The following is a 25,053-nucleotide window of genomic DNA, read 5'->3' as shown; positions in this document are numbered from 1 at the left end:
GGAACATCGGCTATTTGCCGATGCAGAACCGCCCAAACAGCGAATCAAGCATCGATTCGACGCTGGCGCGCCCCGTCATGCGATCGAACGCGACGCGCGCGGCGCGCAAATCCTCCGCGATCAGGACCGGGTCGTCCTGAGCCACCGCTGACCGCAGCGCGAGCTCGACCTCGCTCAGCAAGCCGCGTTGCCGTTGGTTGAGCGCCACGATATCGGGGGGGGGCAACAGCCGGCGGGCGACTTGCTCGATCCGCGCCCATAGCGCACCGATCCCCTCCCCCGTTCGCGCCGACAGCACGAGCCGACCGTCCCTGGTCGGCCCTTGCCGATCCGGCATGTCGCTGCGCGGATGAACGGCAATGACCTCGGACGAGGATGCGGGCGGCGGCGCATCGTCGAGCCACAGGAGAATGTCGGCGCTGGCCATGGCATCGCGCGCGCGTGCAACCCCGATCGCTTCGATCGGATCGGCCGTCGCGGTGACCAGGCCCGCCGTGTCGGTGAGCACATAGGCGATGCCGTTGCGCACCAGCTGCGCCTCGATTCGGTCGCGCGTCGTCCCGGCAATGGGGGAGACGATCGCCGCCTCCCGCTCGGCCAGCGCATTGAGCAAGGTCGACTTGCCCGCATTGGGGGGCCCGGCGAGAACGACGCGTACGCCGTCGCGCAGGCGCTCGACCGGCGGCTGGGCCAGCACCGGCGCGATCGCATCGGCCAGTTCGGCGGCACCCGAACGCACGCCGTCGATCAGGTCGCGCTCGGCCAGGACATCCCCTTCGTCGCCGTGATCGAGCAGCGCTTCGATCATCGCGGCCAGGGTGAGCAGCCGGTCGGTCCATTGCTCGACGCGCTGGCGCAACGCCCCCTCGCTCATCCGCTGGGCCGCGCGCCGCTGGCCCTCGGTTTCTGCGGCAAGGAGGTCGGCGAGTCCCTCTGCTTCGGTCAGGTCGATCCGCCCCGCCGTCAACGCGCGCCGCGTGAACTCGCCCGGTTCGGCCAGCCGAAATCCGGGCAGGCGCGCAAGCTCCGCCTCGACCGTGCGAATAACCGCGCGACCGCCATGGAGGTGGAGTTCGAGCAGATCCTCCCCGGTCACCGTCGCCGGGCCCGCGAACCACAACAGGATCGCGCGGTCGAGCACCTCGCCCGCCGACCCGCCGCGCCGCAACGTCGCCAGCGTCGCCCGGCGCGGGGTTGGCCGTGTCGTTATGCCCAAGGCCGGAAGCGCCGCGCCCGCGTCCGGCCCGCTGATCCGCAGCACCGCGATCGCCGCCGGCGGTGCGCCGCTCGACAACGCATAGATGGTGTCCATCGCGCTAGTCCCGGCTCAACCCGTCTTGCTGCCCATTTCGAACATCTTGCGCCAGAAATTCATGCCCGCCTCGCCCATCGGCGCCCAGCTTTGCATCATTTGTTCAACCAGCTCGGGTGAGACGCCTTTATCCATGGTTTCCAATATGTTATTCACATATTTCTCGTGCACCGGGGTAAAGTCCGGCAGGCCCATCGCGCGCCGCGCCTCTTCCGGCGTGCATTCGATCTCGACGTTGATCTTCATGGTTTCTCCCTGCTTGAGCACGCGTCGCGCGGCCTGCTAGAGCGCAGTGGCATCGTTATGCGCGCGGGGGCGGGTGAACTGCAAATCTTGTCGACAGGAGCGATCATGTCCGAAACCCTCGCCATCCCCACGCTGAACGACAGCGCCCAATTCGATGCCTATGTCGCGCGCCCGGCGGCAACGCCGCGCGCCGCGATCATCGTGATCCAGGAAATTTTCGGCGTGAACGCGGGCATCCGGCGGAAGTGCGACCGGCTCGCCGCCGACGGCTATCTCGCGCTCGCCCCCGACCTGTTCTGGCGGATCGAGCCGGGCATCGAGCTCGATCCCGATATCCCCGACCAGCTCCAGCGCGGGCTCGACCTGTTCGGCACCTTCGACCAGGACATGGGCATTCGGGACATCGAGGCGACGATCCGTGCCGCGCGTGCGCAGGTCGGCGGGGGCAAGGTCGGGGCGGTCGGCTACTGTCTGGGCGGGCGGCTGGCCTATATGACCGCAACGCGGACCGACATCGACGCCAGCGTCGGCTATTATGCGGTGGCCATCGACCAGCTGCTCCATGAAAGCCATGCGATCGCGCGGCCGCTCATGCTGCATATCGCGGGCGAAGACGGCTTTGTCGACGCGGCGACGCAGGCGGCGATGCACGCCGGGCTCGACGCGCATCCCAGGGTCGTATTGCACGATTATCCGGGCGAGGATCACGGCTTCGCCACCGAAATGGGCAAACGCCGGTCGGATGCTGCGGCACAGCTGGCCGACCAGCGCACCGCCGATTTCTTTGCCGAACATCTCGGCTGACGATCCGCCCGTCGCGCGCCCGGTCGGGCCGCGGCGGGCATGCCGTCACATGAAGAAGCCGGCGAGGCCCATCGTCTCGTCGGTCCCGACCCAGCCGTCATAGATCATCCGGCCGGCCACGATCACGATCACCGCCAGTCCGATATAGGCGATCCAGCGATAGCGATCGATGATCCGCGCGATCAGGTTGGCGGCCAGCCCCATCAGCGCGACCGACAGCAGCAGCCCGACGACCAGAATGCCCGGATGCTCGCGCGCCGCGCCCGCGACGGCAAGGACGTTGTCCAGGCTCATCGACACGTCGGCAACCGCGACCGCCCAGGCCGCACCGGCAAAGCTGCGTGCGGGGTTCAGCCCCGAATGCTCGTCGCCGCCGATCTCGGCCGAACCCGGATTGGGGGCCGTATGGCGAAGCTCGCGCCAGAATTTCCAGCTGACCCACAGGAGCAAGAGGCCGCCGGCAAAGATCAGCCCGACAATCCCCATCAGCCAGCTGACGACCAGCGCGAACGCGATGCGCAATACCAGCGCCGCGCCGATCCCGATCAGGATGACCTTGCGGCGCTGATCCGCCGGCAGCCCCGCGGCAAGCGCGCCGACCACGATCGCGTTGTCGCCCGCCAGCACGAGGTCGATGGCCAGCACCGATCCGAATGCGGCGAGCGCGGCGGGTTCGGTGATGTTGGAAAAATCCTTGAGGATATTCGCCCAGATATCGGCGGGCGAACCAATCCCCTGTGCCCCGGCGGCCATGTGGAAGATCAGGTCGAGCATTCAGATTTCCTGTAGCAGATCGCGCCGTGCGGCGCTTCGACCGCCGTTCAACGCGCCAGATCGGCGATCGATGCGGCCGCGACGCGGCCGATCGCTCACTGGTTCATCGAATCGAAGAAATCCTCGTTGGTCTTCGAATTCTTCATCTTGTCGAGCAGGAACTCCATCGCGTCGATGGTGCCCATCTGCATGAGGATGCGACGCAGCACCCACATCTTGGACAGCGTGTCCTTCTCGACCAGCAGCTCTTCCTTGCGGGTACCCGACTTGCCGACGTCGAGCGCGGGGAAGATGCGCTTGTCCGCCACCTTGCGATCGAGGACGATCTCGGAGTTGCCGGTGCCCTTGAACTCTTCGAAGATCACTTCGTCCATGCGGCTGCCGGTATCGATCAGCGCGGTCGCGATGATCGAAAGCGATCCGCCTTCCTCGATGTTGCGCGCCGCGCCGAAGAAACGCTTGGGCCGCTGCAGCGCGTTGGCATCGACACCGCCGGTCAGCACCTTGCCCGACGACGGGACCACGGTGTTGTAGGCACGGCCGAGGCGCGTGATCGAATCGAGCAGGATGACAACATCCTTCTTGTGCTCGACCAGGCGTTTGGCCTTTTCGATCACCATCTCGGCGACCTGGACGTGGCGCTGCGCGGGTTCGTCGAAGGTGGAGGAGACGACCTCGCCCTTCACGCTGCGCTGCATGTCGGTGACTTCCTCGGGCCGCTCGTCGATCAGCAGCACGATCAGGAACACTTCGGGATGATTGTCGGTAATCGCCTTGGCGATGTTCTGCAGCATCACCGTCTTGCCGACGCGCGGCGGCGCGACGATCAGCGTGCGCTGGCCCTTGCCCTGGGGCGACACGATGTCGATGACGCGCGCCGACTTGTCCTTCTGGGTCGGGTCGGACGGATCGAGGGTCAGCTTCGAATCGGGATAAAGCGGCGTCAGATTGTCGAAATTGACGCGATGCCGCACCGCATCGGGATCATCGAAATTGACCGAGACGAGCTTGGTCAGCGCGAAATAGCGTTCGCCGTCCTTCGGCGCGCGGATTTCGCCTTCGACGGTATCGCCGGTGCGCAGGCCGAACTTGCGGACCTGGTTGGGCGAGACATAGATGTCGTCGGGACCGGCCAGGTAGTTGGCCTCGGGGCTGCGCAGGAAGCCGAAGCCGTCGGGCAGCACCTCGATCGTGCCGACGCCCATGATCTGGTCGCCGTTTTCGGCCTGGACCTTCAGAATGGCGAACATCAGGTCCTGTTTGCGCATCGTCGACGCGCCTTCGACGCCCAGCGCCTCGGCCATCTCGACCAGCTCGGCGGGCGCTTTCTTCTTCAAATCTTTCAAGTGCATATCTGGAATCCGGGTGGGGATTGGATTGTGTATCGGGGGGAAAGCTTCAGTCGGCGGTACGGTTGCGCGCTGACGATGCTGGAGGAGGGACGCGGAAAACACCCGGGGAGTCCCGGGACGTCATCTACGCCACCGGAGGTAAGTACGCCGCGATTTCAAGTCAAGCGAAAGCAGGCAGCGGGATCGGTTCAGAACGGCTTGACGATGGCCAGGATGACGGCGAGCGAAACGCCGAGCGCCGGCACTTCATTGAGCATCCGCAGCTGGCGCGGCTTGAGATAGGGTCTGCCTGCCTCGAGCCGTCGCGCATAGCCGACCGCCCAGCCGTGATAACCGCTGAGCAGCACCACGACCAGCAGCTTGGCATGCAGCCAGCCCAGTCCGTCCGCACCCTCGAACAGGCCCAGATTGGCGGCCAGCGCCAGGCCGATCACCCACACCGCGATCAGCGACGGGGTCAGGATCATCTTGCGCAGCTTGGCCTCGCGGGCGATCCAGCGCGGCGCCTCGGCGGGGTCGCCCAGCCCCTCCTGATGATGCACCAGGTAACGCGGCAGGATGAACAGCCCCGCCATCCAGAAGATGACGAAGATGACATGCGCCGCCTTGACCCAGGGATAGGCCGCGCCCAGCCAGCCGATCATCGCGCGCCGCCCCTGATCTTCGCGACCAGCGCCTCGACATGCGCGATCGGCGTGTCGGGCAGGATGCCGTGGCCCAGGTTGAACACATGCGGCCGCGCGGGAAAGGCGGCGAGGATGCGGTCGACCGCACGATCGAGCGCCTCACCCCCGGCGATCAGCGCCAGCGGGTCGAGATTGCCCTGAACCGGCATGTTTTCCGGGACATTCGCATCGGCCCACACCGGATCGACCGTCTCGTCCAGCCCGAGCGCATCGACGCCGGTCTCGCGCGCATAGGCGGGCAATTTGCCCCCGGCGCCCTTGGGAAAGCCGATGATCGGCGTATCTGGCCGCCGCGCCTTCAGCCGGGCGACGATCGCCGCATTGGGGGCGATCACCCATTGCTCGAATTGCGCAGGGCTCAGGCTGCCGGCCCAGCTGTCGAACAATTGCACCGCCTCGACCCCGCCTTCGATCTGATGGTCGAGATAGTCGACGGTCATGTCGATGATCCGGTCGACCAGCGCCTGCATCAGCCCGGGGTCGCGATAGGCCAGCCGGCGCGCCTCCGCCTGTTCCTTGCTGCCCTGCCCGGCGATCATATAGGTCGCGACCGTCCACGGGCTGCCGGCAAAGCCGAGGAAGGTGGTGGCGGGATCGAGCATCGCGGCGACGTTGCGCACCGTCTGATACACCGGCTCGAGCACCGCATGGCCCGGCGCGACCAGCGCGTCGAGGTCCGCGCCCGACTTGATGCACGGTGCCAGCCGGGGCCCCTCGCCAGTTTCGAACCACAGCCGCTGGCCAAGCGCCATCGGCACCATCAGGATGTCCGAAAACAGGATGGCACCATCAAAGCTGAACCGGCGCAGCGGCTGGACGGTGATCTCGGCCGCCGCCTCGGCATCGGTCGCCAGCTCCAGGAACCCGCCCTTGGTTTCCCTCAGCGCACGATATTCGGGCAGGTAGCGTCCGGCCTGGCGCATCAGCCACATCGGCGGGATCGCCTGGCGTGCGCCGTGCAGGACGGCCAGCAGGGGTTTTGCGTTCGTCACGGGGTTCAGCGGACGTCCCTCTTCTTCAATTAAAGGAATCTATGAAAGGATGATGTAGTGGTGGTGGCGTGGAAGGCGGGATGAACTCGGTCGTCCTCATATCGCCAACAGCTTGACTCCGACAAGGTGCGCATTGGCATTGGGAGTCGCCATGCTTCTCCACATCATCCACAGCCGCGGGATGGCTTGTCCACCTGTCGATGGCGATGTGGACAGGGCGCGTGTCGTCGACAGCCATCGTCGCGCTTGGCCGGGCGACCGGGTTGCGCTACCGCTGGCCCCCATGTTGTCCACAGCCTTGTCGCGCTGAGCGAATGCGCCTCCATCTGCACCTGCTGTCGGATTCAACGGGCGAGACGCTGGAAAATATCGCCAAGGCGGCGCTGGCGCAGTTCGACGATGTCGAGACCATGCGCCATTTCTGGCCGATGGTGCGCAGCGAGACGCACCTTGAGCGCATCCTGACCGAAATCGCCCAGAACCCGGGACTGGTGCTGTTCACCCTCGTCAATCCCCAGATCCGCCGGACGCTGGAATCGCGCTGCCGGATCCTGGGTCTGCCCGCGATCGCGCCGCTCGATCCGGTCAACCATGCGCTGTCCAGCCTGCTCGGTCAGGAGATGAAGGCGCGGCCCGGTCGCCAGCACGTCCTCGACGCCGCCTATTTCGCGCGCGTCGATGCGATCCAGTTCACCATCGCGCATGACGACGGCGTTGCCTGGGAGGACTGGGAGGAGGCCGACATCCTGCTTGCCGGCGTGTCGCGATCGTCGAAGACCCCGACCTCGATCTACCTCGCCAACCGCGGCTACAAGACCGCGAACATCCCGATCGTCGTCGAAAGCCCGCCGCCCGCCGCCCTGTTCACGCTCAAGCGCCCGCTGATCGTGGGGCTGACCACCAGCGCGGAGCGGCTGATCCAGGTGCGTCGCAATCGCCTGCTTCTCCTCAACCAGGCGCCCGAGACCGCCTATGTCGATCAGGACGCGGTGGCCCGCGAGGTCGCCTATGCCCGGCGGATGTTCGCCGACAATGGCTGGCCGGTGATCGACGTCACCCGGCGCTCGATCGAGGAAACCGCCGCGGCGATCATCACGCTGGTCAACGAACGCGGCCAGTAGTGGCGCTCGTCCTCGCCTCGACCAGCGCATCGCGCCGCGCGATGCTCGACGCCGCCGGGGTCGGCTTTACCGCCACCGCCAGCGGGGTGGATGAGGACGCGATCAAGGCGGCGATGCCGGACGCTGCGGCACGCGACCTCGCCGATCGCCTGGCCGAAATGAAGGCGCTGCGCGTGTCGGCGCGCGTACCCGGCGCGCTGGTGCTGGGATCGGATTCGGTGGTCGAGCTGGCGGACGGCACGCTGCTCGACAAGCCGGGCAGCCGGGAGGAGGCGGCCGATCACCTCCAACGCATGTCGGGCACTGTCCACAGCCTGTGGAGCGCTGCAGTAATCGCCGAAAACGGCCAGCCGGTCTGGCGTTTTGTCGATCGTGCGCGGATGCATGTCCGCCGCCTGTCCACAGACTTTATCCACAGCTATCTCGACCGCGAATGGCCCGAAATCTCGGGCTGCGTCGGATGCTACCGCATCGAGGGCGCCGGGGCGCAGCTGTTCGGCCGTATCGAGGGCAGCCATTTCACGGTGCTCGGCCTGCCGTTGCTGCCGGTGCTCGATTATCTGCGCGTGCGGGGGGAATTGGCGTCATGACGGTCTATGCCGAAGTGATCGGCGATCCGATCGCACACTCCAAATCGCCGCTGATCCACGGCTTCTGGCTCGAGGCGCTGGGGATCGATGCCGCCTATCGCGCGCATCACGTCACCGCCGACGCGCTGCCCGGCTATTTCGCCGATCGCGCCGCCGATCCCGACTGGCGCGGGTGCAATGTGACGCTCCCGCACAAGCTCGCCGCGCTCGACCATGTCGCCGATCCCGGCGGGGTACGTGCCTCGATCGGCGCAATCAACACGGTATTCCGCGACGAAGCCGGTACGCTGACCGGCACCAATACCGACGCGGCCGGGTTCTGGTCGCCGATTTCGGCGCTCGATCTCACCGCCCGGCCGGTCGCGGTGGTCGGCGCGGGCGGCGCGGCGCGCGCGGTGCTTTTCGCGCTGGCGCGACTGGGCGTCGGGCCGGTCACGCTGTTCAACCGCACCCCGCTCAAGGCCGCGGCATTGCTCGCGCAATTCGGGCTGAAGGGCGAGGTCAAGCCGCTCGACGCGCCGATTCCCCCGGTCGCCCTCCTGGTCAATGCCAGTACGCTCGGCATGACCGGCCAGCCGTCGCTCGATCTCGACCTTTCGACCCTGCCGGAGGATGCGATCGTCTACGACATCGTCTATTCGCCGCTCGAAACCGGCCTGCTCGCCCGTGCGCGCGATCGCGGGCTCGATACCGTCGATGGGCTCGACATGCTGATCGGCCAGGCGGCGCTCGCGTTCGAGCTGTTCTTCGGCGCCGAACCGCCGCGCGACCGGGATGATGAACTGCGCGCCCGGCTGACCGGATGAGCCGCCGCCCGCTGATCCTTGGCCTGACCGGCTCGATCGGCATGGGCAAATCGACGGTGGCGGCGATGTTCCGCGACGAAGGGATTGCGGTCTTCGATGCCGATGCCGCGGTCCACGCGCTGCAGGGGCCGGACGGTGTGCTGGTCGCCCCGATCGAGGCCGCATTTCCCGGCACCACCGGACCGGGCGGGGTCGATCGTGCGCGACTCGGCGCACGGGTGCTGAACGACCCCGCGGCGATGCACCGGCTGGAGGGGATCGTCCACCCCGCGGTCGGTGCGCTGCGCCAGGACTTTCTCGCCGCCAATGCCGATGCGCCGCTGGTCGTGCTCGACGTCCCGCTGTTGTTCGAAACCGGCGGCGCGCAGCTGGTCGACCGGGTGCTCGTCGTCTCCGCCGATCCGGAGGTCCAGCGTGCCCGCGTGCTGGCGCGTGACGGCATGACGCCGGAAAAATTCGCCGCCATTCTGGGCCGACAGCTGCCCGACGCCGAAAAGCGCGCGCGCGCCGACCACATCATCGCCACCGACACGACGATCGCGGAGACGCGCGCGGCGGTGCGTGCGTTGATCGCTTGCCTAACCGCCAGCACGAGCCGATAAGGATTGGATGCGCGAAATCGTGTTTGATACCGAAACGACGGGACTCAGTTTTTCCGGCGGTGACCGGCTCGTCGAAATCGGCTGCGTCGAGATGATCAACCGGTGCGAAACCGGCCGCTTCTTTCACAGCTACGTCAATCCGCAACGGCCGATGTCGCCCGATGCGCAGCGCGTGCACGGCCTGTCCGACGCGTTCCTCGCCGACAAGCCCGTCTTCGTCGACATCGCCGACGCGCTGCTCGACTTCATCGGCGACGCGCCGCTCGTCGCGCACAATGCCGCGTTCGACTTCGGCTTTCTGAACGGCGAGCTCGAACAATGCGGTCGGTCCCCGGTCGCGATCGAACGGATGGTCGACACGCTCGCCATCGCCAAGCGCAGCCATCCCGGTGCCAAGCTGACGCTCGATGCGCTGTGCGTGCGCTTCGGCGTCGACCGCAGCCGCCGTGTCGTCCACGGCGCACTGCTCGATGCGCAGTTGCTGGCGCAGGTCTATGTCGAGCTGACCGGCGGTCGCCAGATCGGGCTGGGCCTGACCGCCGAAGCGATCGTCGTCGGCCAGGTCGTGCGCGCGGCACCCGCCGCGATGCGGCCGCCACGGATTTTTTCGATCAGCGATGAAGAACTCGCCCGCCATGCCGCGTTTGTCGACCAGATCACGTCGCCTTTATGGCGTGACGGCGTCGCCGGCTGAGCGACGGGAGCCGCGGCGTCCGACCGCGGATGAACTGGGAATAGAGTGGAGAAAAGCCCATGGAAATTCGCGTTTCAGGCCACCAGGTGGATACCGGTGCGGCGCTCAAGCAGCATGTTTCCGAACGGCTTCAGTCGATCGCCGACAAATATTTCTCGCGCGCGATCTCGGCGCACGTCACGTTCGGCAAGGGGCCGCACGACAATGGCTTCACCTGCGATATCGTCGCCCATGTCATGCAGGGGCTGATCCTCAAGGGATCGAACATGGCGATGGATTCCGCGCAGCTCGCCTTTGACGGTGCCGCCGACAAGATCGAGAAGCAGCTGCGCCGCTACATGCGCCGGCTGAAGGACCGCAACAGCGCGCAGGCCGTGGGCGTCGATCAGCTCAACGGCTATGACGATGCCGGCTATACCGTCTTCAATCCGCCCGCCGCCGACGATGAAGCCGAAGTGGTCGCCGACGCACCGCTGATCGTCGCCGAAACGCGCGTCGACGTCCCCGATGCCAGCGTGTCGGACGCGGTGATGATGCTCGACCTGCGCAACACCAACGCGCTCTTGTTCAAGAACAGCGGGACGGGCGCGTTCAACATGGTCTATCGCCGCGGCGACGGGACGATCGGCTGGGTCGAGCCCAACCGCGCCCAGGGGCCGACGGGATGAGCCAGGGCAAGCTCTCCGCAATGGCGGGGGGGCTGACCGCGGATCTGACCGACCTGATCGCGCCCGAAGCGATTCGCGCCGGGGTCGCTGCCTCCAACCGCAAGTCGCTGTTGCTCATGATCGGCACGATCGCGGCCGAACAGTTCGGGCTCGACGCGCGCGAGGTGACGGACACGTTGATGAAGCGCGAGCGGCTCGGTTCGACCGGGTTCGGCGGCGGTATCGCGATGCCGCACGGCCGGTTTGTCGGCATCGACCGGGTCGTCGGCATCTTCATTCGGCTGGATGCGCCGATCGATTTCGAAGCGGTCGACGATCTGCCGGTCGATCTGGTCTTTGCCCTGCTGTCGCCGGTGACCAGCGGCGCGGCGCATCTGAAGGCGCTGGCGCGGGTCTCGCGATTGCTGCGCGATCGCGATTTCCGGGCCAAGCTGCGCGGCGCGGGATCGCGCGACGCGCTCTATGCCCTGCTGGCCGGGGTCGATGCCCGCGACGCCGCCTGATCGCGCGCTGGCGGGCGAGGCGGCGCATTATCGCGCGCTCGAATCGCTCTATGCCGCGGCGCCGATCAACCGGATGTTCGCCTCGCGCCTGGAAATTCCCGAAGCCGGCGTGGCGCGCATTCATTTCGAGGTGGCGGCGCGCGATTTCCACGCCGCCGGCGCAGCGCATGGCACCATCTACTTCAAGATGCTCGACGACGCGGCCTTTTATGCGGCGAACAGTCGCGTCACCGACCGCTTCCTGCTGACGACCGCCTTCAACCTGTTGCTGACCCGTCCGCTGGGCCCCGGCCCGGTGGTGGCGGAGGGCCGGTGGATCAGCGGGGAGCGCCGGGTGCTGATCGCCGACGCGCGCCTGATCCGCCCGGATGGCGAGGAAGCCGCGCGCGGCACCGGCACTTTCATGCGCTCGCGCATCCCGCTGGCCGGCCTGCCGGGCTATTCGGGCGCGTGAGCGCGGCACGGCTGCCCGCGTCGGTGCTCGTGTCCGCGCTCATCCGCCGGGTCCAGGATGCGGGTGGCCACGCGGTCCTGCTCGCGCGCGGCGAGCCCCAGGGTGGCGCGATCCTGGTGCTGGCCGGCGAACGCGGCGCGAACTGGCGCTTCGTCGAGCGGGGGCTAGGTGCCACCGGCGAGATCGCGCTGATCGCCAGCGGCCCGGCCGATCCCGACTCGGCGACCGCCACCGCCTATTGGCAGCGCCGTCGCGCCAGCGACCCGGATTTGTGGGTCGTGGAGGTAGACGTCGCGTCCCCGGAACGGTTCGCCGCTGAAATGATCTTGCCGGGTTGACCCGAACGGCAGGCGGCGCAAAGGGCGCGCACTCTATCTGTCGCGTTGGGTCATTCGAGGTGCGATATCGGATGATGACGCAGTCGGGGGGCCGACCGGGTGGTGCCTGATTCAAGGCGCACTACGCTCGCTCACCGCATTTGAATTGCGTTCATGAAGCTCGTTTCACGCGCCGCGACCACTGCGGCGGCAATTTCCGGTATTGCACTCCTTGCCGGCACCACCTCTCCGGGTTTCGCTCTGGAACTCGAAACGAGCAAGGTGCCCATTGTATCCACGCCCCAGCTGCAGGTTGAGCAGACGCTCCCGCCGGGGTCCGACACGCCCACCGAAGAACAGGCTCCCGCAGCCGAGGCCGCGGCGCCTGTTGCCTTTGCCAGCCTTGCCGACGCGGTCGCGGCGCAGGCGATGCCCGCCGACATCGACGAAGAGCTGCGTTGCCTGGCGATCGGCGTCTATTTCGAAGCCCGCAGCGAATCGCAGAGCGGCCAGCTCGCCGTCGCCGAAGTCATCCTCAATCGCGTCGATTCGCCGCGCTTCCCCAACACCGTGTGCGGCGTGCTCAAGCAGCCGGGCCAGTTCTCGTTCGTGCGCGGCGGCAAGCTGCCGGCGGTCGACACCACCCGGCCGATGTGGCGCAACGCGGTCGCCATCGCCCAGGTGGCGCGCGACCAGCACTGGCAGAGCCCGGCCGCCGACGCGATGTTCTTTCACGCCCGCCGCGTCGCGCCGGGCTGGCGGCTGGCCAAGGTCGCATCGGTCGGCAACCACGTCTTTTATCGCTGAGCGGCGTTCGCGCCGGCTTGCGATGTTCGTCTAATGTTCCTAGAGGCGGGGGGTGCGCAGCATCCCCGCCTCGATCGAACCGCCCGCGTCGTCGCTGATCGGCGCGGCGGACGTCGCGCGCGGCGTTTGCCGGATGCTGCTGCGCCATGACCTTGTCGCCATGGCCGAAGTGCCGCTGGCCGATGGGCGTCGCGCCGACCTGATGGCGGTCGACACCCGCGGCAACATCACGATCATCGAGATCAAGGTGTCGCGCGCCGACCTGCTCGGCGACACCAAATGGCTCGACTATCTCGCGCATTGCGACCGCTTTTTCTGGGCGGTGCCGGCGGGATTCGACGTGTCGCCGCTGCATGGCGAGGCGTTTCTGCCCGATCGTGCCGGGCTGATCGTGGCTGATCGCTATGACGGTGCGATCGTGCGCGAGGCACGGCTGCATCCGCTCAATCCGGCGACGCGGCGAAAATGCACGCTGGCCTTTGCGCGGCGCGCTGCACGGCGATGGATGGCCGCGCATGACCCCGAAGCGATGATCGAGGGGCTCTAGGCCGAACTCGGTTCGCGGCGAAAGCGAAGCAGCTAGCGCTTGGGCCCGGATGCCTGACCGCTGGTGCCGCGCTTCGGGGCGTCCTCGATCAGCTTGAGCAACGCCGGGCTGCGCGCGTCGCGCCGGGCATAATCGCGCGCGGACATGCCGGCGATGACGTCCGCCTGGTCCGGATTGGCACCGGCGGCGAGCAGGCGGCGGACCATGTCGACATCGCGCAGCTGGACCGCGCGGATCAGCGGCGTCTCGCCGCTCCGGTTGGCGAGGTTCAGGTTGGCCTTGTACAGGATCAGCGTATCGATGCCGTCGGTAAAGCGGGTTTCGACCGCGATGAGCGCAGGGGTGTTGCCGCGCGCATCCTGAAGGTTGGGGTTGGCGCCCTTCTGCAACAGAAAGCGCAGATAGGTGGTGTTGCGGCTGCGCGCGATGATGTGCAGCGCGCCGTCGCCGGTCGACCGGTCACGGGCGTTGACGACGGTGGTGCCGGGTTCGTTGAGGATCTCGGTGACCTTCTGGCCATCCTCGTCGCGGATCGCCTTCAGGAATTCGTAGCTTTGCGAGAATTGCTGGGCGATCGCGGGTGCGGCAACGGCCAGCAGCGCCAGTGGGGCAAGCGAACGGGCAAATCGGGTCATGGTGGTGGGGTCGTCCTGTCCGGGTCGATCGTCGATGTTGCAAGCGGGCTCGTATCAGATCATGGCTGGCGATACCATGAACGTCGTTTTTGTCCGATCGCTTGCGCTGTGCGTGCTCCTTGCCCTGGCCGCGTGCGACGCGGGCTCGTCGCCGCGTCCCCCGCTGGAAGGGGCGCGGATCGGCGCGCCCTTCACGCTCACCGACCAGGACGGCCGGCGGTTCAGCGACCGCCAGCTCGCCGGGCGATATCGCATCCTCTATTTCGGCTATACCTATTGCCCCGATATCTGCCCGACCGATGTCCAGAACATCGCCGCCGGACTGCGCCTGTTCGAGCAGGCCGAGCCGGCGCGCGGCGCGCGCGTCACGCCGGTGTTCATCACCATCGATCCCGCGCGCGACCGCCCGGCTGCGCTCAAGCAGTTCGTCGGCGCCTTTCACCCCCGTTTCGTCGCGCTGACGGGCAGCGATGCCGAAATCGCCGCGGTCGCGAAGGCATTCGCGGTCTATTATCGCCGCGCGGACGGCGGCACGGCTGACGCTTATAACATGGATCATAGCCGCCAGGCCTATCTGCTCGATCCCGACGGCAAGCCGCTGGCGCTGTTGCCGCAGGATGAAAGCCCGCAGGCTGTCGCGGCGGAGCTGGCCAAATGGGTGCGCTAGGCGGCGATCGATTCTGGGAAGACCGGCCGCTCGAGGCGCTCGACCGCGCCCAGTGGGAGGCGTTGTGCGACGGGTGCGGCAAATGCTGCCTGCACAAGCTGGAGGATGAGGAGACGGGGGAGCTGTTCCCGACCAATGTCGCCTGCCGCCTGCTCGATCGGCGCGCGGGGCGCTGCACCAATTATCGCGCGCGGCGCGCGTTCGTGCCCGATTGTACCCGGCTGTCGATGGCCAATGTCCGCCGCATCGATTGGCTGCCCAGCACCTGCGCCTATCGGCTGCGCGCCGCGGGCGAGCCGCTGCCCGAATGGCATTACCTGGTCTGCGGCGATCGTGAAGCGGTGCACCGCGCCGGCGAATCGACCCGCGGCTGGACGGTTTCCGAAGTCGAGGCGGGCGACGACCTCGAACATCATCTGACCGATCGCTGCCTGTGACCGGCGCGGATGCGGGCATGATCGAGGTGCGCCGCCACCCGCGGGCGCGTCGCGCGCGCCTGTCGGTCGATCCCGCCGACGGCCGGATCCGGCTGATCCTGCCGCCACGCGCACATCTGCGCCGCGCGCTCGCCTGGGCCGAGAGCCAGCGCGAATGGATCGAGCGCCAGCGTGCGCGCCTGCCCCGGCCGCAGCCCTTTGCCGACGGGGCGACCCTGCCCTTTCGCGGCATCGTCCTCACCATCGCGCATGATTCCGCCGCGCCGCGCGCGCCGGCATGCGACGGCGTGCTCCTGCGGGTCGGCGGGCCGGCGGACACGCTGGCCGGGCGCGTCGATCGCTGGTTGCGGCAGCAGGCCCTGGCGACGCTTCGGGAGGCGACCGCGCGCTATGCCGCGCGCGCCGGCGTCACCGTTTCGGGCGTTGCGATCGGCGACGCCCGCCGCCGCTGGGGCAGCTGCACGGCGACCGGCGCGATCCGGTACAGCTGGCGGCTGATCTTCGCCCCCCCGTTCGTGCTGGAGGCGACCGCCGCGCATGAAGTCGCGCATCGGGTCCATATGAACCACGGCCCGGCCTTTCACGCGCTGGTCGCGCAGCTGCTGGACGACGATCCGGCCCCGGCCATGGCGTGGTTGCGGCGCCACGGCGCGACGCTTCACTGGATCGGGCGTTCGACCTGACGGTACTGGTTTCGGCTCGATTGTTCGCGCGGCGTGATTTTGACGACGGGGGGCGGCGGGCCGTTATAGACGCGGGGGGCGGGTACGACGACAGGTGGTCGCTGCTCAGCCGGTCGGCGGCTCGTCTCGCGTCCGGTCGGTTCGCGGGTCGGCTCACGCCGGGGCTCGCGCCCGATCGCCCGGTCTATCCAGCCTTGGTCGAATCGTTCGGGTGCCGGTGCCGTCTCGCCCTCGTCGGCGGGATCGCCGAACTCTCCGCCCGGATAGGGTGCGCCCTCCACCCCCTCGCCCGGCTCGAGGGGATTACCGTCCGGGTCGACCAGCATTGTGCCGTTGTCCGGCTCGCCCAGATAGGATTCGGCGTCCGGCTCGAGCTGCCATTCGGGCAGCGTGACCTCTGTGTCGAACGCCTCGACCGGGCGGTTGCGCACGGCCTTGCCCATGAAACTTGCAAAGGCCCGCGCCGGGGCGGTGCCGCCCTGCAATCCGCCGACGGGGCGCGAATCGTCGCGTCCCATCCATACGCCGGTGGTGATCCCGCTCGAAAAGCCGATGAACCAGCCGTCCTTGTTGAGCGTGGTCGTGCCGGTCTTGCCCGCGACCGGCCGGCCGATCTGCGCCGCCCGCCCGGTGCCGGTGGCGACCGCGGTCTGCAGCAGGTCGGTCATCTGCGCCGCCACGAACGGCGCGACCAGCACGCGCGACGTGTCGACCTTGTGCGCATAGATCGTCTCGCCATTGGCGGTCACGCGGGTGATGCCGAACGGGGTCACCGCAACGCCCTTCTGCGCGACCGAGGCAAAGGCGCGGGTCATGTCGATCAGCCGGACGTCCGATGTGCCCAGCACCATCGCCGGCTGGGTATCCACCGGCGTCGTGATGCCGAACCGGCGCGCCATGTCGGCGATGGTGACGAAGCCGATTTCCTGGCCCAGGCGCGCGGCGACCGTGTTGATCGAATAGGCGAAGGCGGTGCGCAGCGTCATTTCGCCGTTGAATCGCCCGGAACTGTTGCGCGGGCTCCACCCGTTGATCGTGATCGGGGCGTCGACGACCATGTCGGTCGGCTTGAAGCCGTTTTCGAGCGCGGCAAGATAGACGAACAGCTTGAACGCCGATCCGGGCTGGCGCGTCGCCTGGGTGGCGCGGTTGTAGATCGACGAAACATAATCCTTGCCGCCGACCATCGCCCGGACCGCGCCGTCGCGGTCGAGCGCGACCAGCGCGCCTTGCGACCCGGCGGGGGCAAAGGCGCGGATCGCGGCGTCGGCGTCGCGCTGCATCGACAGGTCGAGCGTGGTCCACACCTCCAGCGGCGCCTGGGTCTCGTCGATCAGCAGGTCGAGCTGGGGCAAGGCCCAGTCGGTGAAGTAGCGCACGCTGTTCTGCTTGGGCTCGGGGGCGAGCTTGACCGATTGCGGTGCCGCCGCCGCGGCTTCGTCGGCGGTGATCGCGCCGGTCTCGACCATCAGGTCGAGGACGACGCTGGCGCGGTCGATCGCGGCTTGCGCGTCCGCGGTCGGCGAATAGCGCGACGGCGCCTTGACCAGGCCGGCGATGACCGCGGCTTCCGACAGCGACAATTGCGTCGCCGGATGGCCGAAGAAGCGGCGCGATGCCGCGTCGATGCCATAGGCGCCGCCGCCGAAATAGACCTTGTTCAGATATAGCTCGAGGATCTGGTCCTTGGTGAACTTGCGCTCGATCGCCAGCGCCAGCACCATTTCGCGCAGCTTGCGGCTGACATCGTATTTGTTCGACAGGAAAATCGTGCGCGCGACCTGCTGGGTGATCGTCGATGCCCCCTGCAGCCGGCGGCCGGTGCCGCGATTGTCGATCGCGAACTTGGCGATGCGGGCGAGCGCGATCGGATCGACGCCGGGATGCGCACGGAACCGGCGATCCTCGACCGCGATCATCGCGTCGCGCATCACTGGCGGGATGCGGTCATAGCCGATCCATTCGCCATAGCTGGGGCCGAGCGAGGCGATGATGGTGCCGTCGACCGCGCGCACCTGGATCATCTGGCCATTCTGCGATGATTTGAGCGCCGCGAAGCTGGGCAGCGACGCGCGCGCGCTGAACACCGCGACGGTCAGCGCGATCAGTGCGAACAGGCCGACGATCGCGCCGGCCACGACCGTCCAGCCGAGGATGCGGCGCCAGCGGCGCGGTTTGGAAGCGGAACGTGCAGCCATCGAAGCGACGTGGATTAGGGGCTAAGTGCCCTGCCCACAAGCATCACGCGGCGTCGCTCGCCTCCCCCGCGCTCCGCGCCCGGAAATCGAGCGAGGCGGAGTTGATGCAGTAGCGCAGGCCCGTGGGCGGCGGGCCATCGGGAAAGACATGGCCGAGATGCCCGTCGCAGACCGCGCAGCGGACTTCGACGCGCCGCATGCCGTGGCTGTCATCGCCATGCTCGGTGACGTTGGCCGCGTCGGCCGGCTGGGTATAGCTCGGCCAGCCCGAACCCGAATCATATTTGTCGACGCTGTCGAACAACACGGTGCCGCATCCGGCGCAGCGATAGACGCCGTCGGCCTTATTGTTGTTGTACCGCCCGGTGAACGGCGGTTCCGTCCCGGCTTCACGCAGGATGTGATAGGCCTCCGGCGACAGCTTCTTGCGCCACTCGGACTCGGACAGGTTGATCGTGGTCATGGCGCATGATGTGTGGTGTCGCGCTGCGCCCGTCAATCCACCTTTGCATCGCCTTGCGGTGCCGGTGCGGCCATGGCCCAATAGAGTTGCGCCGGCGGCACGTTACGCCACAGCATGTCGTGGTCGATCCGCGGAAAATGCGGGGCGAGGAACGCGCGGACCTTGGGTGAGAACTGATAGACGAGGAACGCGCCGCCCGGGCGAAGCACCTCCGCCGTCGCTGCCGCGATCTTGTCGCCGACGCCCGGTGGCAGCGTGGAAAAGGGCAGGCCCGACAACACATAGTCGGCGTGCTCGTGACCGTGTTCGCGCATGATGCGCCCGACATCCGCCGCCGATCCGTGCACCGCGATGAAGCGGGGATCGTGGATCGTCGCGCGCAGATAGGCGATGAAATCCGGGTTGGTGTCGATGACCAGCAGCGTCGCGTCGGGCGCCAGCCGGTCCAGCACCGGACGGCAGAACGTACCCACTCCCGGGCCATATTCGACGAACAGCCGCGTCCTCGACCAGTCGACCGGCTCCAGCATGCGACGGATCAGCACGCGCGACGACGGGATGATTGATCCCACCATCACCGGATGCTTCAGGAAACCGCGGAAAAACATCGCGGCCGCCGAGGGGGGCCGTTCGTGCCGTCGGGTCCGCGGCAGCGGGATTGAGGAATCACTATAGGTCATGGGAGCCACAAGAACGCGCAATGATTGGGAAAGTGTCACCGTCAGTCCCAAAATTGCAAAGACTTTGCAAGCTGGCGTATTTTGCCGCCGCGTCTGCCCTGCTGCGCTTGCTCGTCTCACGCTTGCCATTATCGGCGCGCCGCGTCATGCGCGGGCCGTCATGCGCAACCGCCGCCGCGGCGAGATCGCCGTCATCTTCCAGTCGCGCCGCCGGCCCGGCGACGATGCCGCCTATGCCGCCGCGGCGCACGCGATGGAGGCGCTGGCGCGCGAACAGCCGGGCTATCGCGGCCATGAACATGCGCGCGGCGACGACGGTTTCGGGATCACGATCAGCTATTGGGCGGATGAAGCCAGCGCGATCGCCTGGCGCGACCATCCCGAACATCGTCGCATCCGCGATCTCGGCCGGGCGCACTGGTATGCGGGTTATGAGACGATCGTGACGCGGGTCGAGCGTGACTATCGCTGGCAGGCGGAGTGAGGGATGGTCCGGTTCGATCGCACATTCGCGCTGCTTTTCACCGTCATGCTCGCGATCGCCGCGGGCAACACCGCGCTCCAGTCGGTGTTGCCGGCGCTCGGCCGATCGCTCGGCGTCGCGGACAGCGCGGTGGCGGCGGCATTCTCGGTGTCGGCGCTGCTATGGGTCATCGCCGCTCCCTTCTGGGCGAACCGCTCGGACCGGACCGGGCGGCGGCTGATGGTCCTGGTCGGCATGACCGGCTTTTCGGTGTCGCTGTTCCTGTGCGGCATATTCCTGGTCGCGGGCATCAACGGCTGGATCGCACCATCGGTCGCGTTTCTGCTCTTCATCGGCGGGCGGCTGATCTACGGCACGTTCGGTGCCGCCGCGCCGCCCGCGGTCCAGGCACTGGTCGCCGGGCGGACCAGCCGGGAGGAACGGACGCGCGCCTTGTCGCTGCTCGCGTCCGCGTTCGGGCTGGGGACGATCCTGGGCCCGGCCTTCGCGCCCTATCTGGTGCTCGGCCATGCCGGCCGGATCGAGATCGGCCTGGCGGGCCCGGCCTTCGTCTTCTGCGCGTTCGGCGTCCTCGTCACCCTGGCGGCCTGGCGATACCTGCCGCGCGACGGGGCGGTGGCCCATGCCACCGGTGCGGCGGCCAGCTATCCCTCGATCGGCGGCCAGAGCTCGGGCGCATCGGTTACCGCGGCCACCGCCGAACGGGGCGAGGCGGTCGGCTATTTCGATCGCCGCATCCGCACCTGGATCGTCATCGGACTGGCGATGGGCCATGCCCAGGCGATGACCGGCCAGGCGATCGGCTTTCTGGTGATCGACCGGCTCGCGCTCGCGCCCGCCGACGCGCTCCAGCCGACCGGCCTGGTGCTGATCATGGGTGCGGGCTCCGCGCTGCTGGCGCAATGGGGGATTATCCCGCTGCTCGACCTGCGGCCGCGCCAGCTCGTGCTATGGGGCGTCACGCTGGCGGCCGCGGGCTCGGTGATGACGGGCCTTGCCACGTCGCTCTATGGCATCGCCACCGGCTTTGCGCTCGCCTCGCTCGGCTTCGGGTTCATCCGGCCGGGGTTTACCGCCGGCGCGTCGCTGGCGGTCGGTGCGGCCGCACAGGGATCGGTGGCGGGCAAGATCACCGCGATCAACGGCGCGGCGTTCGTGCTCGGTCCCTCGATCGGCGTCCTGCTCTACGAATATTGGCGGCCGCTGCCCTATCTGGTGGCGGCGAGCGTCCTCGTCCTGCTGCTCGGCTACGCAGCCGCGCGGCTCAGTCGGGGCGATCGCGCGGCGCCAGCATCCCCGGCGCAATGAAGCCGATCGGCTGCAACGCCACCGCGTCCTGCTTCAGCCGCGCCTGCATCGCTTCATAGTCGCGCTCGACCTCCGCCGACACCGACGCCCGCGAATCGGCGAGCGCCGCGTCGAAATCGGCGCGGGTCACGTCGTCCGCCCCCATCGACCGGCGCAGCGCGAACAATCCGGCACGCCGGACCACGTCGGCCAGGTCGGCGCCGGTGAACCGCTCGGTCCGGGCCGCCAGGTCGTCCAGATCGACGTCGGCGGCGAGCGGCATCTTCGCGGTCTGGATGCCCAGGATGCGCGCACGCCCGGCCGCGTCGGGCAGCCCGACATAGACCAGCTCGTCGAACCGCCCGGGACGCAGCAGCGCCGGGTCGATCAGGTTGGGGCGATTGGTCGCGCCGATCACCACCACCGCCTGCAGGTCCTCCAGCCCGTCCATCTCGGCCAGGATCGTGTTGACGACGCGCTCGGTCACCTGCGGCTCGCCCATGCCGCCGCCGCGCGCCGGCACCAGCGAATCGAGTTCGTCGATGAAGATGACGCACGGCGCCACCTGCCGCGCGCGCGCGAACAGCTTGGCGATCTGCTGCTCGCTCTCGCCATACCATTTGCTCAGCAGGTCGGACGATTTGGTGGCGATGAAATTCGCTTCCGCCTCGCGCGCCACCGCCTTCGCCAGCAACGTCTTGCCGGTGCCCGGCGGGCCATAGAGCAGGAAGCCCTTGGCCGGCCGGATGCCCAGCCGGCGGAAAGCCTGCGGGTTCTTGAGCGGCAGCTCGACGCCTTCCTTCAGCCGGATCTGCGCATCGTCCAGCCCGCCGACATCCTCCCACCGCACGCGCGGCGCCTCCACCATCACCTCGCGCATCGCCGACGGCTGGACGCGCTTCAGCGCCTCCAGGAAATCGCGGCGCGTGACCGACAGCGTGTCGAGCACCTCGGGCGGGATGCCGCCTTCGGCCAGGTTGAGCCGCGGCATGATCCGCCGCACCGCCTCGATCGCCGCCTCGCGGGTCAGCGCGCCCAGATCCGCTCCGACAAAGCCATAGGTCGTCTGCGACAGCTCGTTGAGGTCGACATCCTCGGCCAGCGGCATGCCGCGCGTATGGATGCCCAGGATCTCGCGCCGGCCGCGCTCGTCGGGCACGCCGACGATGATCTCGCGGTCGAAGCGGCCGGGACGGCGCAGCGCCTCGTCGATCGCTTCGGGCCGGTTGGTGGCGGCGATCACCACCACGTTGGCGCGTGCCTCCAGCCCGTCCATCAGCGTCAGCAGCTGCGCGACCAGCCGCTTTTCCGCTTCGCCCGTCACCTGGCCGCGCTTGGGCGCGATCGAATCGATCTCGTCGATGAACAGGATCGACGGCGAGGACTTGTTGGCTTCCTCGAATACGTCGCGCAGCCGCTTTTCCGACTCGCCATAGGCCGAACCCATGATTTCGGGCCCGTTGATCAGGAAGAATGCCGCATCGCTTTCGTTGGCGACCGCGCGGGCAAGCCGCGTCTTGCCGGTGCCCGGCGGCCCGTGGAGCAGCACGCCCTTGGGCGGATCGACGCCCAGACGCTGGAACAGCTCGGGATAGCGCAGCGGCAGCTCGACCATCTCGCGCAGCTGGTCGATCGTCGCGCTCATGCCGCCAATGTCGTCATAGGTCACATCGGCGCGGCGGCTGTCCTGCGGCTCCTCATAATCGGCGCGCAGCTCGATCTCGGTGTCGGCATCGATATGGACGACGCCGCGCGGGCTGGTGCCCAGCACGACCATCCGGATTTCCTGCAGCGCATAGGCGGGCGCGCGGGGAAATTGCGCGATGCTGGGTGGAAAATCGTCGACGCGCTGCTGGCCGACGGTGGCGACCACGTCGCCCTGGCACAGCGGCCGGCCGACAAAGGTGCGCTTGAGCGCGGTGCCCGATCCCTGGAGCCGCAGGTTCTTTTGTGCAGGCGCAAAGACGACCCGGGTCGCGGGCTTCGATTCGGCGCGGCGGATTTCGACGAAGTCGCCCGACCCGACGCCCGCATTGGCGCGCTGAAGCCCGTCGATGCGCAGGATCTCCAGCCCCTCGTCTTCGGGATAGGGCAGCACCGCGCGCGCGGGGGTCGCGCGCTTGCCGACGATCTCGATCACATCCCCCTCGGCCAGGCCGAGCGCGGCCATCAGCGCGCGGGGCAGGTGGGCGAGGCCGCGACCGCTGTCCTCGGCACGCGAATGCGCGACCTGAAGCCGGCGGACTTGTTGTTCTTCATCGGCCATGCGCGCCCCCTTGTCGGTCTGGGTTCAAACGCGCCAAGTGGGGTGTCGGTCCCAGCGAGTCGAGGGGGCCTCTTGCGAAAAAAAAGGGCCGGTCCCGAAGGACCGGCCTTGAAAGTTTTAGGAGAGGATGCCTGAAAGGCCTCACCTATGTGCGCTGCGTCATCCTTTTGTGCAAGTGCGAAAAGAACAAAGCCGATTGCAAGTTTCGCAATCGGCGACAAACGATCGCAATCGCCGGTTCGGCCGCTTGTCTGTTCCCGCACCGCACCGCACAATGATCTGCCATGCGCCGCCTTCCTCCCCTGACCGCGATCGAAGCGTTCGTCCATGTCGCGCGCCTGGGCTCGCTCAAGGCCGCGGCGAGCGAGCTTGCGCTGTCGTCGCCCGCGCTCAGCCGCCGGGTCCAGGCGCTGGAACGTTTCGTGGGGAAGGCGTTGTTCGAGCGCCGGCATCAGGCAATGGTCCTCAATGCCGACGGGGAACGGCTGCTGGCGCAGATCGCCCCTGCGCTCGACACGCTGGCCGATGCGGTCGAAGCGATGTCGACCGGCGGCGACGTGCTGCGGCTGCGCCTCGCTGTCCTGCCACTCTTCGCCTCGCAGCGGCTGATGCCACGCCTGGGCGACCTGCGTCGCCAGCATCCGCGCCTCCATCTCGACGTCGATACGACGAGCAACGCGCTCGCCCGGCTCGGCGACGGGATCGACGCGGCGATCGTGCTGGCGCCCGCGGTCGATCCGCAATTCCACAGCGTTCGGCTCGACCGCAACCGCGTCTATGCGATCGGCGCGCGCGCGCTGGTCGAGGGGGACGCGCCGGTGCGCCATCCCGCGCAGATGGCGGGCCTGACCGCGCTGGTGCATCGCGACATGCCCAACACCTTTGCCGAATGGCGCGTCGCCATGGGGGTTCCCGACCTTGAGCCGCTGGCGATCGATCATTTCGATTCGGGCGCGTTGATGCTGGAGGCCGCCGCGCTCGGCATCGGCGTCGCGTTCATGCTCGAATCGCATTTCGAGGGCGCGCGCGACGACCGGCTCGTCCGCTTGTTCGACGCCGCGGTCGACAGCGCCTACAGCTACTGGTTCGTCTGTCGCCGGCGCGCGCTCGATCAGCAGCCGGTCCGGCTGTTCCACGACTGGCTGGTCGCGACCGTCGCCACGACCGCGGAGTGATCCGAAAACAGGCGGCTCGGGTCAGACCTGATCGTCACCCCGGCCCTGTGCCGGGGTCCACCGTGCCGCCTTCACCGCGCCGGCAATCATGACATGACCCAAACCGCATATAGCGCCGTTGCCCGCACGGACTGCGCCCTGTCGAGAGGTAGACCCCGGCGCAAGGCCGGGGTGACAGGTTAGGTCTGGCGTTCGTTCGGCTCAACCGCGATCGGGGCCAAAAGGCTTCAAGCCGCGCCGGCCTTTACGATCTTGCCCGGATTGCGCGGCGGCTCGCCCTTGGGCAGCGCATCGACATGGTCCATGCCGTCGGTCACTTCGCCCCAGACGGTGTACTGGCCGTCGAGGAAGGTCGCATCGTCCAGGCAGATGAAGAACTGGCTGTTCGCGCTGTGCGGATCGGCGGTACGCGCCATCGAACACACGCCGCGGACATGCGGCTCGCGGCTGAACTCGGCGCGCAGATTGGGCTCGTCGGATCCGCCCATGCCGGTGCCGGTCGGATCGCCCCCCTGCGCCATGAATCCGTCGATCACGCGGTGGAAAACCACCCCGTCGTAAAAGCCGCGATTGGCCAGCGTCGCGATCCGGGCGACATGGCCGGGGGCGAGGTCGGGGCGCAGCCGGATGGTGACGTCGCCGGTGTCGAGCGTCAGGGTCAGGGTGGTGAATTCGGACATCGGTGCAGCTCCACGCGGCGAAAGGAATCAACGCCCCCTAGGCGCGGCTGGGCGTCCAGGCAAGGCGGGCCGCGGCCGTCGGTTGTTCGCGCGCCGCCGACGCGCTAGGGCGGGGCTGGAGTG

At 68.0% G+C, this 25,053-nt stretch carries 30 protein-coding genes; 18 read left to right on the top strand and 12 right to left on the bottom strand.

The window, feature by feature from the left end:
- Nucleotides 1-10 precede the first annotated feature (10 nt).
- Complete coding sequence (mnmE, locus tag AX676_RS00395) at nucleotides 11-1,312, bottom strand: tRNA uridine-5-carboxymethylaminomethyl(34) synthesis GTPase MnmE (RefSeq protein WP_066483240.1); 1,302 nt, start codon at nucleotides 1,310-1,312, stop codon at nucleotides 11-13.
- Nucleotides 1,313-1,327: 15 nt separating this feature from the next.
- Nucleotides 1,328-1,558: a DUF6489 family protein gene (locus tag AX676_RS00390; protein WP_066483677.1), complete on the bottom strand. Its 231-nt coding sequence runs from the start codon at nucleotides 1,556-1,558 to the stop codon at nucleotides 1,328-1,330.
- Nucleotides 1,559-1,663: 105 nt separating this feature from the next.
- Between AX676_RS00390 and AX676_RS00385 the strand changes: the two genes are divergently transcribed.
- Entirely contained in the window at nucleotides 1,664-2,362 is a 699-nt protein-coding gene (locus AX676_RS00385) for a dienelactone hydrolase family protein (protein WP_066483681.1), read from the top strand.
- Between the two features lie 45 nt (nucleotides 2,363-2,407).
- Here AX676_RS00385 and AX676_RS00380 read toward each other — a convergent pair whose 3' ends face one another.
- The 4 genes from AX676_RS00380 to hemE all read right to left on the bottom strand — a co-directional run bounded on the left by AX676_RS00380 (nucleotide 2,408) and on the right by hemE (nucleotide 6,175).
- A complete protein-coding gene (locus tag AX676_RS00380; protein WP_066483243.1) occupies nucleotides 2,408-3,136 on the bottom strand; it encodes a TerC family protein in 729 nt (242 codons plus the stop codon).
- A gap of 95 nt (nucleotides 3,137-3,231) precedes the next feature.
- On the bottom strand, nucleotides 3,232-4,488 hold the full coding sequence (gene rho, locus AX676_RS00375; protein ID WP_066483245.1) for a transcription termination factor Rho: 1,257 nt from the start codon (nucleotides 4,486-4,488) through the stop codon (nucleotides 3,232-3,234).
- 188 nt (nucleotides 4,489-4,676) lie between these two features.
- Nucleotides 4,677-5,132, bottom strand: a complete 456-nt coding sequence (locus AX676_RS00370) for a CopD family protein (protein WP_066483248.1) — start codon at nucleotides 5,130-5,132, stop codon at nucleotides 4,677-4,679.
- Nucleotides 5,129-6,175 (bottom strand): uroporphyrinogen decarboxylase, encoded by a 1,047-nt coding sequence (hemE, locus tag AX676_RS00365; RefSeq protein WP_066483251.1) that lies wholly within the window; start codon nucleotides 6,173-6,175, stop codon nucleotides 5,129-5,131. Before hemE ends, AX676_RS00370 begins: the two co-directional genes overlap by 4 nt.
- A 305-nt stretch (nucleotides 6,176-6,480) precedes the next feature.
- Here hemE and AX676_RS00360 point away from each other — a divergent pair, with 305 nt between their 5' ends.
- The 11 genes from AX676_RS00360 to AX676_RS00310 all read left to right on the top strand — a co-directional run bounded on the left by AX676_RS00360 (nucleotide 6,481) and on the right by AX676_RS00310 (nucleotide 13,275).
- Nucleotides 6,481-7,287 (top strand): pyruvate, water dikinase regulatory protein, encoded by an 807-nt coding sequence (locus tag AX676_RS00360; protein ID WP_066483254.1) that lies wholly within the window; start codon nucleotides 6,481-6,483, stop codon nucleotides 7,285-7,287.
- Nucleotides 7,287-7,877: a Maf family protein gene (locus tag AX676_RS00355; RefSeq protein ID WP_082731173.1), complete on the top strand. Its 591-nt coding sequence runs from the start codon at nucleotides 7,287-7,289 to the stop codon at nucleotides 7,875-7,877. The genes AX676_RS00360 and AX676_RS00355 overlap by 1 nt, the downstream gene beginning before the upstream one ends.
- Nucleotides 7,874-8,683, top strand: a complete 810-nt coding sequence (locus tag AX676_RS00350; protein ID WP_066483256.1) for a shikimate dehydrogenase family protein — start codon at nucleotides 7,874-7,876, stop codon at nucleotides 8,681-8,683. The genes AX676_RS00355 and AX676_RS00350 overlap by 4 nt, the downstream gene beginning before the upstream one ends.
- Complete coding sequence (gene coaE / locus AX676_RS00345; protein ID WP_066483258.1) at nucleotides 8,680-9,285, top strand: dephospho-CoA kinase; 606 nt, start codon at nucleotides 8,680-8,682, stop codon at nucleotides 9,283-9,285. The genes AX676_RS00350 and coaE overlap by 4 nt, the downstream gene beginning before the upstream one ends.
- A gap of 7 nt (nucleotides 9,286-9,292) precedes the next feature.
- Nucleotides 9,293-9,979, top strand: a complete 687-nt coding sequence (dnaQ, locus tag AX676_RS00340) for a DNA polymerase III subunit epsilon (protein WP_066483259.1) — start codon at nucleotides 9,293-9,295, stop codon at nucleotides 9,977-9,979.
- A 59-nt stretch (nucleotides 9,980-10,038) separates the two neighbouring features.
- Nucleotides 10,039-10,647, top strand: coding sequence for a ribosome hibernation-promoting factor, HPF/YfiA family (gene hpf / locus AX676_RS00335; protein WP_066483261.1), 609 nt, complete (start codon nucleotides 10,039-10,041; stop codon nucleotides 10,645-10,647).
- A complete protein-coding gene (locus AX676_RS00330) occupies nucleotides 10,644-11,150 on the top strand; it encodes a PTS sugar transporter subunit IIA (protein WP_231726122.1) in 507 nt (168 codons plus the stop codon). Before hpf ends, AX676_RS00330 begins: the two co-directional genes overlap by 4 nt.
- On the top strand, nucleotides 11,131-11,604 hold the full coding sequence (locus AX676_RS00325) for a PaaI family thioesterase (protein ID WP_066483264.1): 474 nt from the start codon (nucleotides 11,131-11,133) through the stop codon (nucleotides 11,602-11,604). The genes AX676_RS00330 and AX676_RS00325 overlap by 20 nt, the downstream gene beginning before the upstream one ends.
- Nucleotides 11,601-11,942, top strand: coding sequence for a DUF1491 family protein (locus AX676_RS00320; RefSeq protein WP_066483266.1), 342 nt, complete (start codon nucleotides 11,601-11,603; stop codon nucleotides 11,940-11,942). The genes AX676_RS00325 and AX676_RS00320 overlap by 4 nt, the downstream gene beginning before the upstream one ends.
- Nucleotides 11,943-12,095: 153 nt before the next feature.
- Nucleotides 12,096-12,728, top strand: coding sequence for a cell wall hydrolase (locus AX676_RS00315; RefSeq protein ID WP_066483267.1), 633 nt, complete (start codon nucleotides 12,096-12,098; stop codon nucleotides 12,726-12,728).
- 52 nt (nucleotides 12,729-12,780) lie between these two features.
- Nucleotides 12,781-13,275 (top strand): MmcB family DNA repair protein, encoded by a 495-nt coding sequence (locus AX676_RS00310; protein WP_066483268.1) that lies wholly within the window; start codon nucleotides 12,781-12,783, stop codon nucleotides 13,273-13,275.
- Between the two features lie 32 nt (nucleotides 13,276-13,307).
- Here AX676_RS00310 and AX676_RS00305 read toward each other — a convergent pair whose 3' ends face one another.
- Complete coding sequence (locus AX676_RS00305; protein WP_066483270.1) at nucleotides 13,308-13,910, bottom strand: ankyrin repeat domain-containing protein; 603 nt, start codon at nucleotides 13,908-13,910, stop codon at nucleotides 13,308-13,310.
- A 76-nt stretch (nucleotides 13,911-13,986) separates the two neighbouring features.
- Here AX676_RS00305 and AX676_RS00300 point away from each other — a divergent pair, with 76 nt between their 5' ends.
- Genes AX676_RS00300 through AX676_RS00290 form a run of 3 tightly spaced genes read left to right on the top strand, consistent with a single transcriptional unit; the run spans nucleotide 13,987 to nucleotide 15,697 of the window.
- Complete coding sequence (locus tag AX676_RS00300; RefSeq protein WP_231726121.1) at nucleotides 13,987-14,577, top strand: SCO family protein; 591 nt, start codon at nucleotides 13,987-13,989, stop codon at nucleotides 14,575-14,577.
- Entirely contained in the window at nucleotides 14,565-15,014 is a 450-nt protein-coding gene (locus tag AX676_RS00295; protein WP_066483273.1) for a YcgN family cysteine cluster protein, read from the top strand. Before AX676_RS00300 ends, AX676_RS00295 begins: the two co-directional genes overlap by 13 nt.
- Before the next feature lie 17 nt (nucleotides 15,015-15,031).
- The gene (locus AX676_RS00290) at nucleotides 15,032-15,697 is read left to right on the top strand and encodes a M48 family metallopeptidase (RefSeq protein ID WP_066483685.1); all 666 of its coding nucleotides are present in this window, start codon (nucleotides 15,032-15,034) and stop codon (nucleotides 15,695-15,697) included.
- On the opposite strand, the gene AX676_RS00285 is transcribed toward AX676_RS00290, so the two are convergent.
- Genes AX676_RS00285 through AX676_RS00275 form a run of 3 tightly spaced genes read right to left on the bottom strand, consistent with a single transcriptional unit; the run spans nucleotide 15,673 to nucleotide 18,966 of the window.
- The gene (locus AX676_RS00285) at nucleotides 15,673-17,895 is read right to left on the bottom strand and encodes a transglycosylase domain-containing protein (protein WP_082731174.1); all 2,223 of its coding nucleotides are present in this window, start codon (nucleotides 17,893-17,895) and stop codon (nucleotides 15,673-15,675) included. The genes AX676_RS00290 and AX676_RS00285 overlap by 25 nt on opposite strands.
- Nucleotides 17,896-17,938: 43 nt before the next feature.
- Nucleotides 17,939-18,358, bottom strand: a complete 420-nt coding sequence (gene msrB, locus AX676_RS00280; RefSeq protein ID WP_066483277.1) for a peptide-methionine (R)-S-oxide reductase MsrB — start codon at nucleotides 18,356-18,358, stop codon at nucleotides 17,939-17,941.
- Between the two features lie 32 nt (nucleotides 18,359-18,390).
- On the bottom strand, nucleotides 18,391-18,966 hold the full coding sequence (locus AX676_RS00275; protein ID WP_231726120.1) for a class I SAM-dependent methyltransferase: 576 nt from the start codon (nucleotides 18,964-18,966) through the stop codon (nucleotides 18,391-18,393).
- Nucleotides 18,967-19,198: 232 nt separating this feature from the next.
- On the opposite strand from AX676_RS00275, the gene AX676_RS00270 reads away from it, so the two are divergent.
- Nucleotides 19,199-19,522, top strand: a complete 324-nt coding sequence (locus tag AX676_RS00270) for an antibiotic biosynthesis monooxygenase family protein (protein ID WP_066483281.1) — start codon at nucleotides 19,199-19,201, stop codon at nucleotides 19,520-19,522.
- A gap of 3 nt (nucleotides 19,523-19,525) precedes the next feature.
- Nucleotides 19,526-20,830, top strand: a complete 1,305-nt coding sequence (locus tag AX676_RS00265) for an MFS transporter (protein WP_066483284.1) — start codon at nucleotides 19,526-19,528, stop codon at nucleotides 20,828-20,830.
- Here the strand turns inward: AX676_RS00265 and AX676_RS00260 are convergent.
- Nucleotides 20,787-23,075, bottom strand: a complete 2,289-nt coding sequence (locus tag AX676_RS00260; RefSeq protein WP_066483290.1) for a CDC48 family AAA ATPase — start codon at nucleotides 23,073-23,075, stop codon at nucleotides 20,787-20,789. The genes AX676_RS00265 and AX676_RS00260 overlap by 44 nt on opposite strands.
- A 284-nt stretch (nucleotides 23,076-23,359) precedes the next feature.
- Here AX676_RS00260 and AX676_RS00255 point away from each other — a divergent pair, with 284 nt between their 5' ends.
- Nucleotides 23,360-24,250 carry a LysR substrate-binding domain-containing protein gene (locus AX676_RS00255; RefSeq protein WP_066483293.1) on the top strand — a complete coding sequence of 297 codons (891 nt, stop codon included), beginning with the start codon at nucleotides 23,360-23,362 and terminating at the stop codon, nucleotides 24,248-24,250.
- A gap of 227 nt (nucleotides 24,251-24,477) precedes the next feature.
- Here the strand turns inward: AX676_RS00255 and AX676_RS00250 are convergent, their stop codons facing one another.
- Nucleotides 24,478-24,930: a peptidylprolyl isomerase gene (locus AX676_RS00250; protein WP_066483296.1), complete on the bottom strand. Its 453-nt coding sequence runs from the start codon at nucleotides 24,928-24,930 to the stop codon at nucleotides 24,478-24,480.
- Between the last annotated feature and the right edge of the window lie 123 nt (nucleotides 24,931-25,053).

Source organism: Sphingomonas sp. CCH21-G11, assembly GCF_001555965.1.
In the GTDB taxonomy this organism is placed as follows: domain Bacteria; phylum Pseudomonadota; class Alphaproteobacteria; order Sphingomonadales; family Sphingomonadaceae; genus Sphingomonas.
Note: the sequence above shows the minus strand (reverse complement) of the source record. Positions and strands in the feature narration are given on the sequence as shown.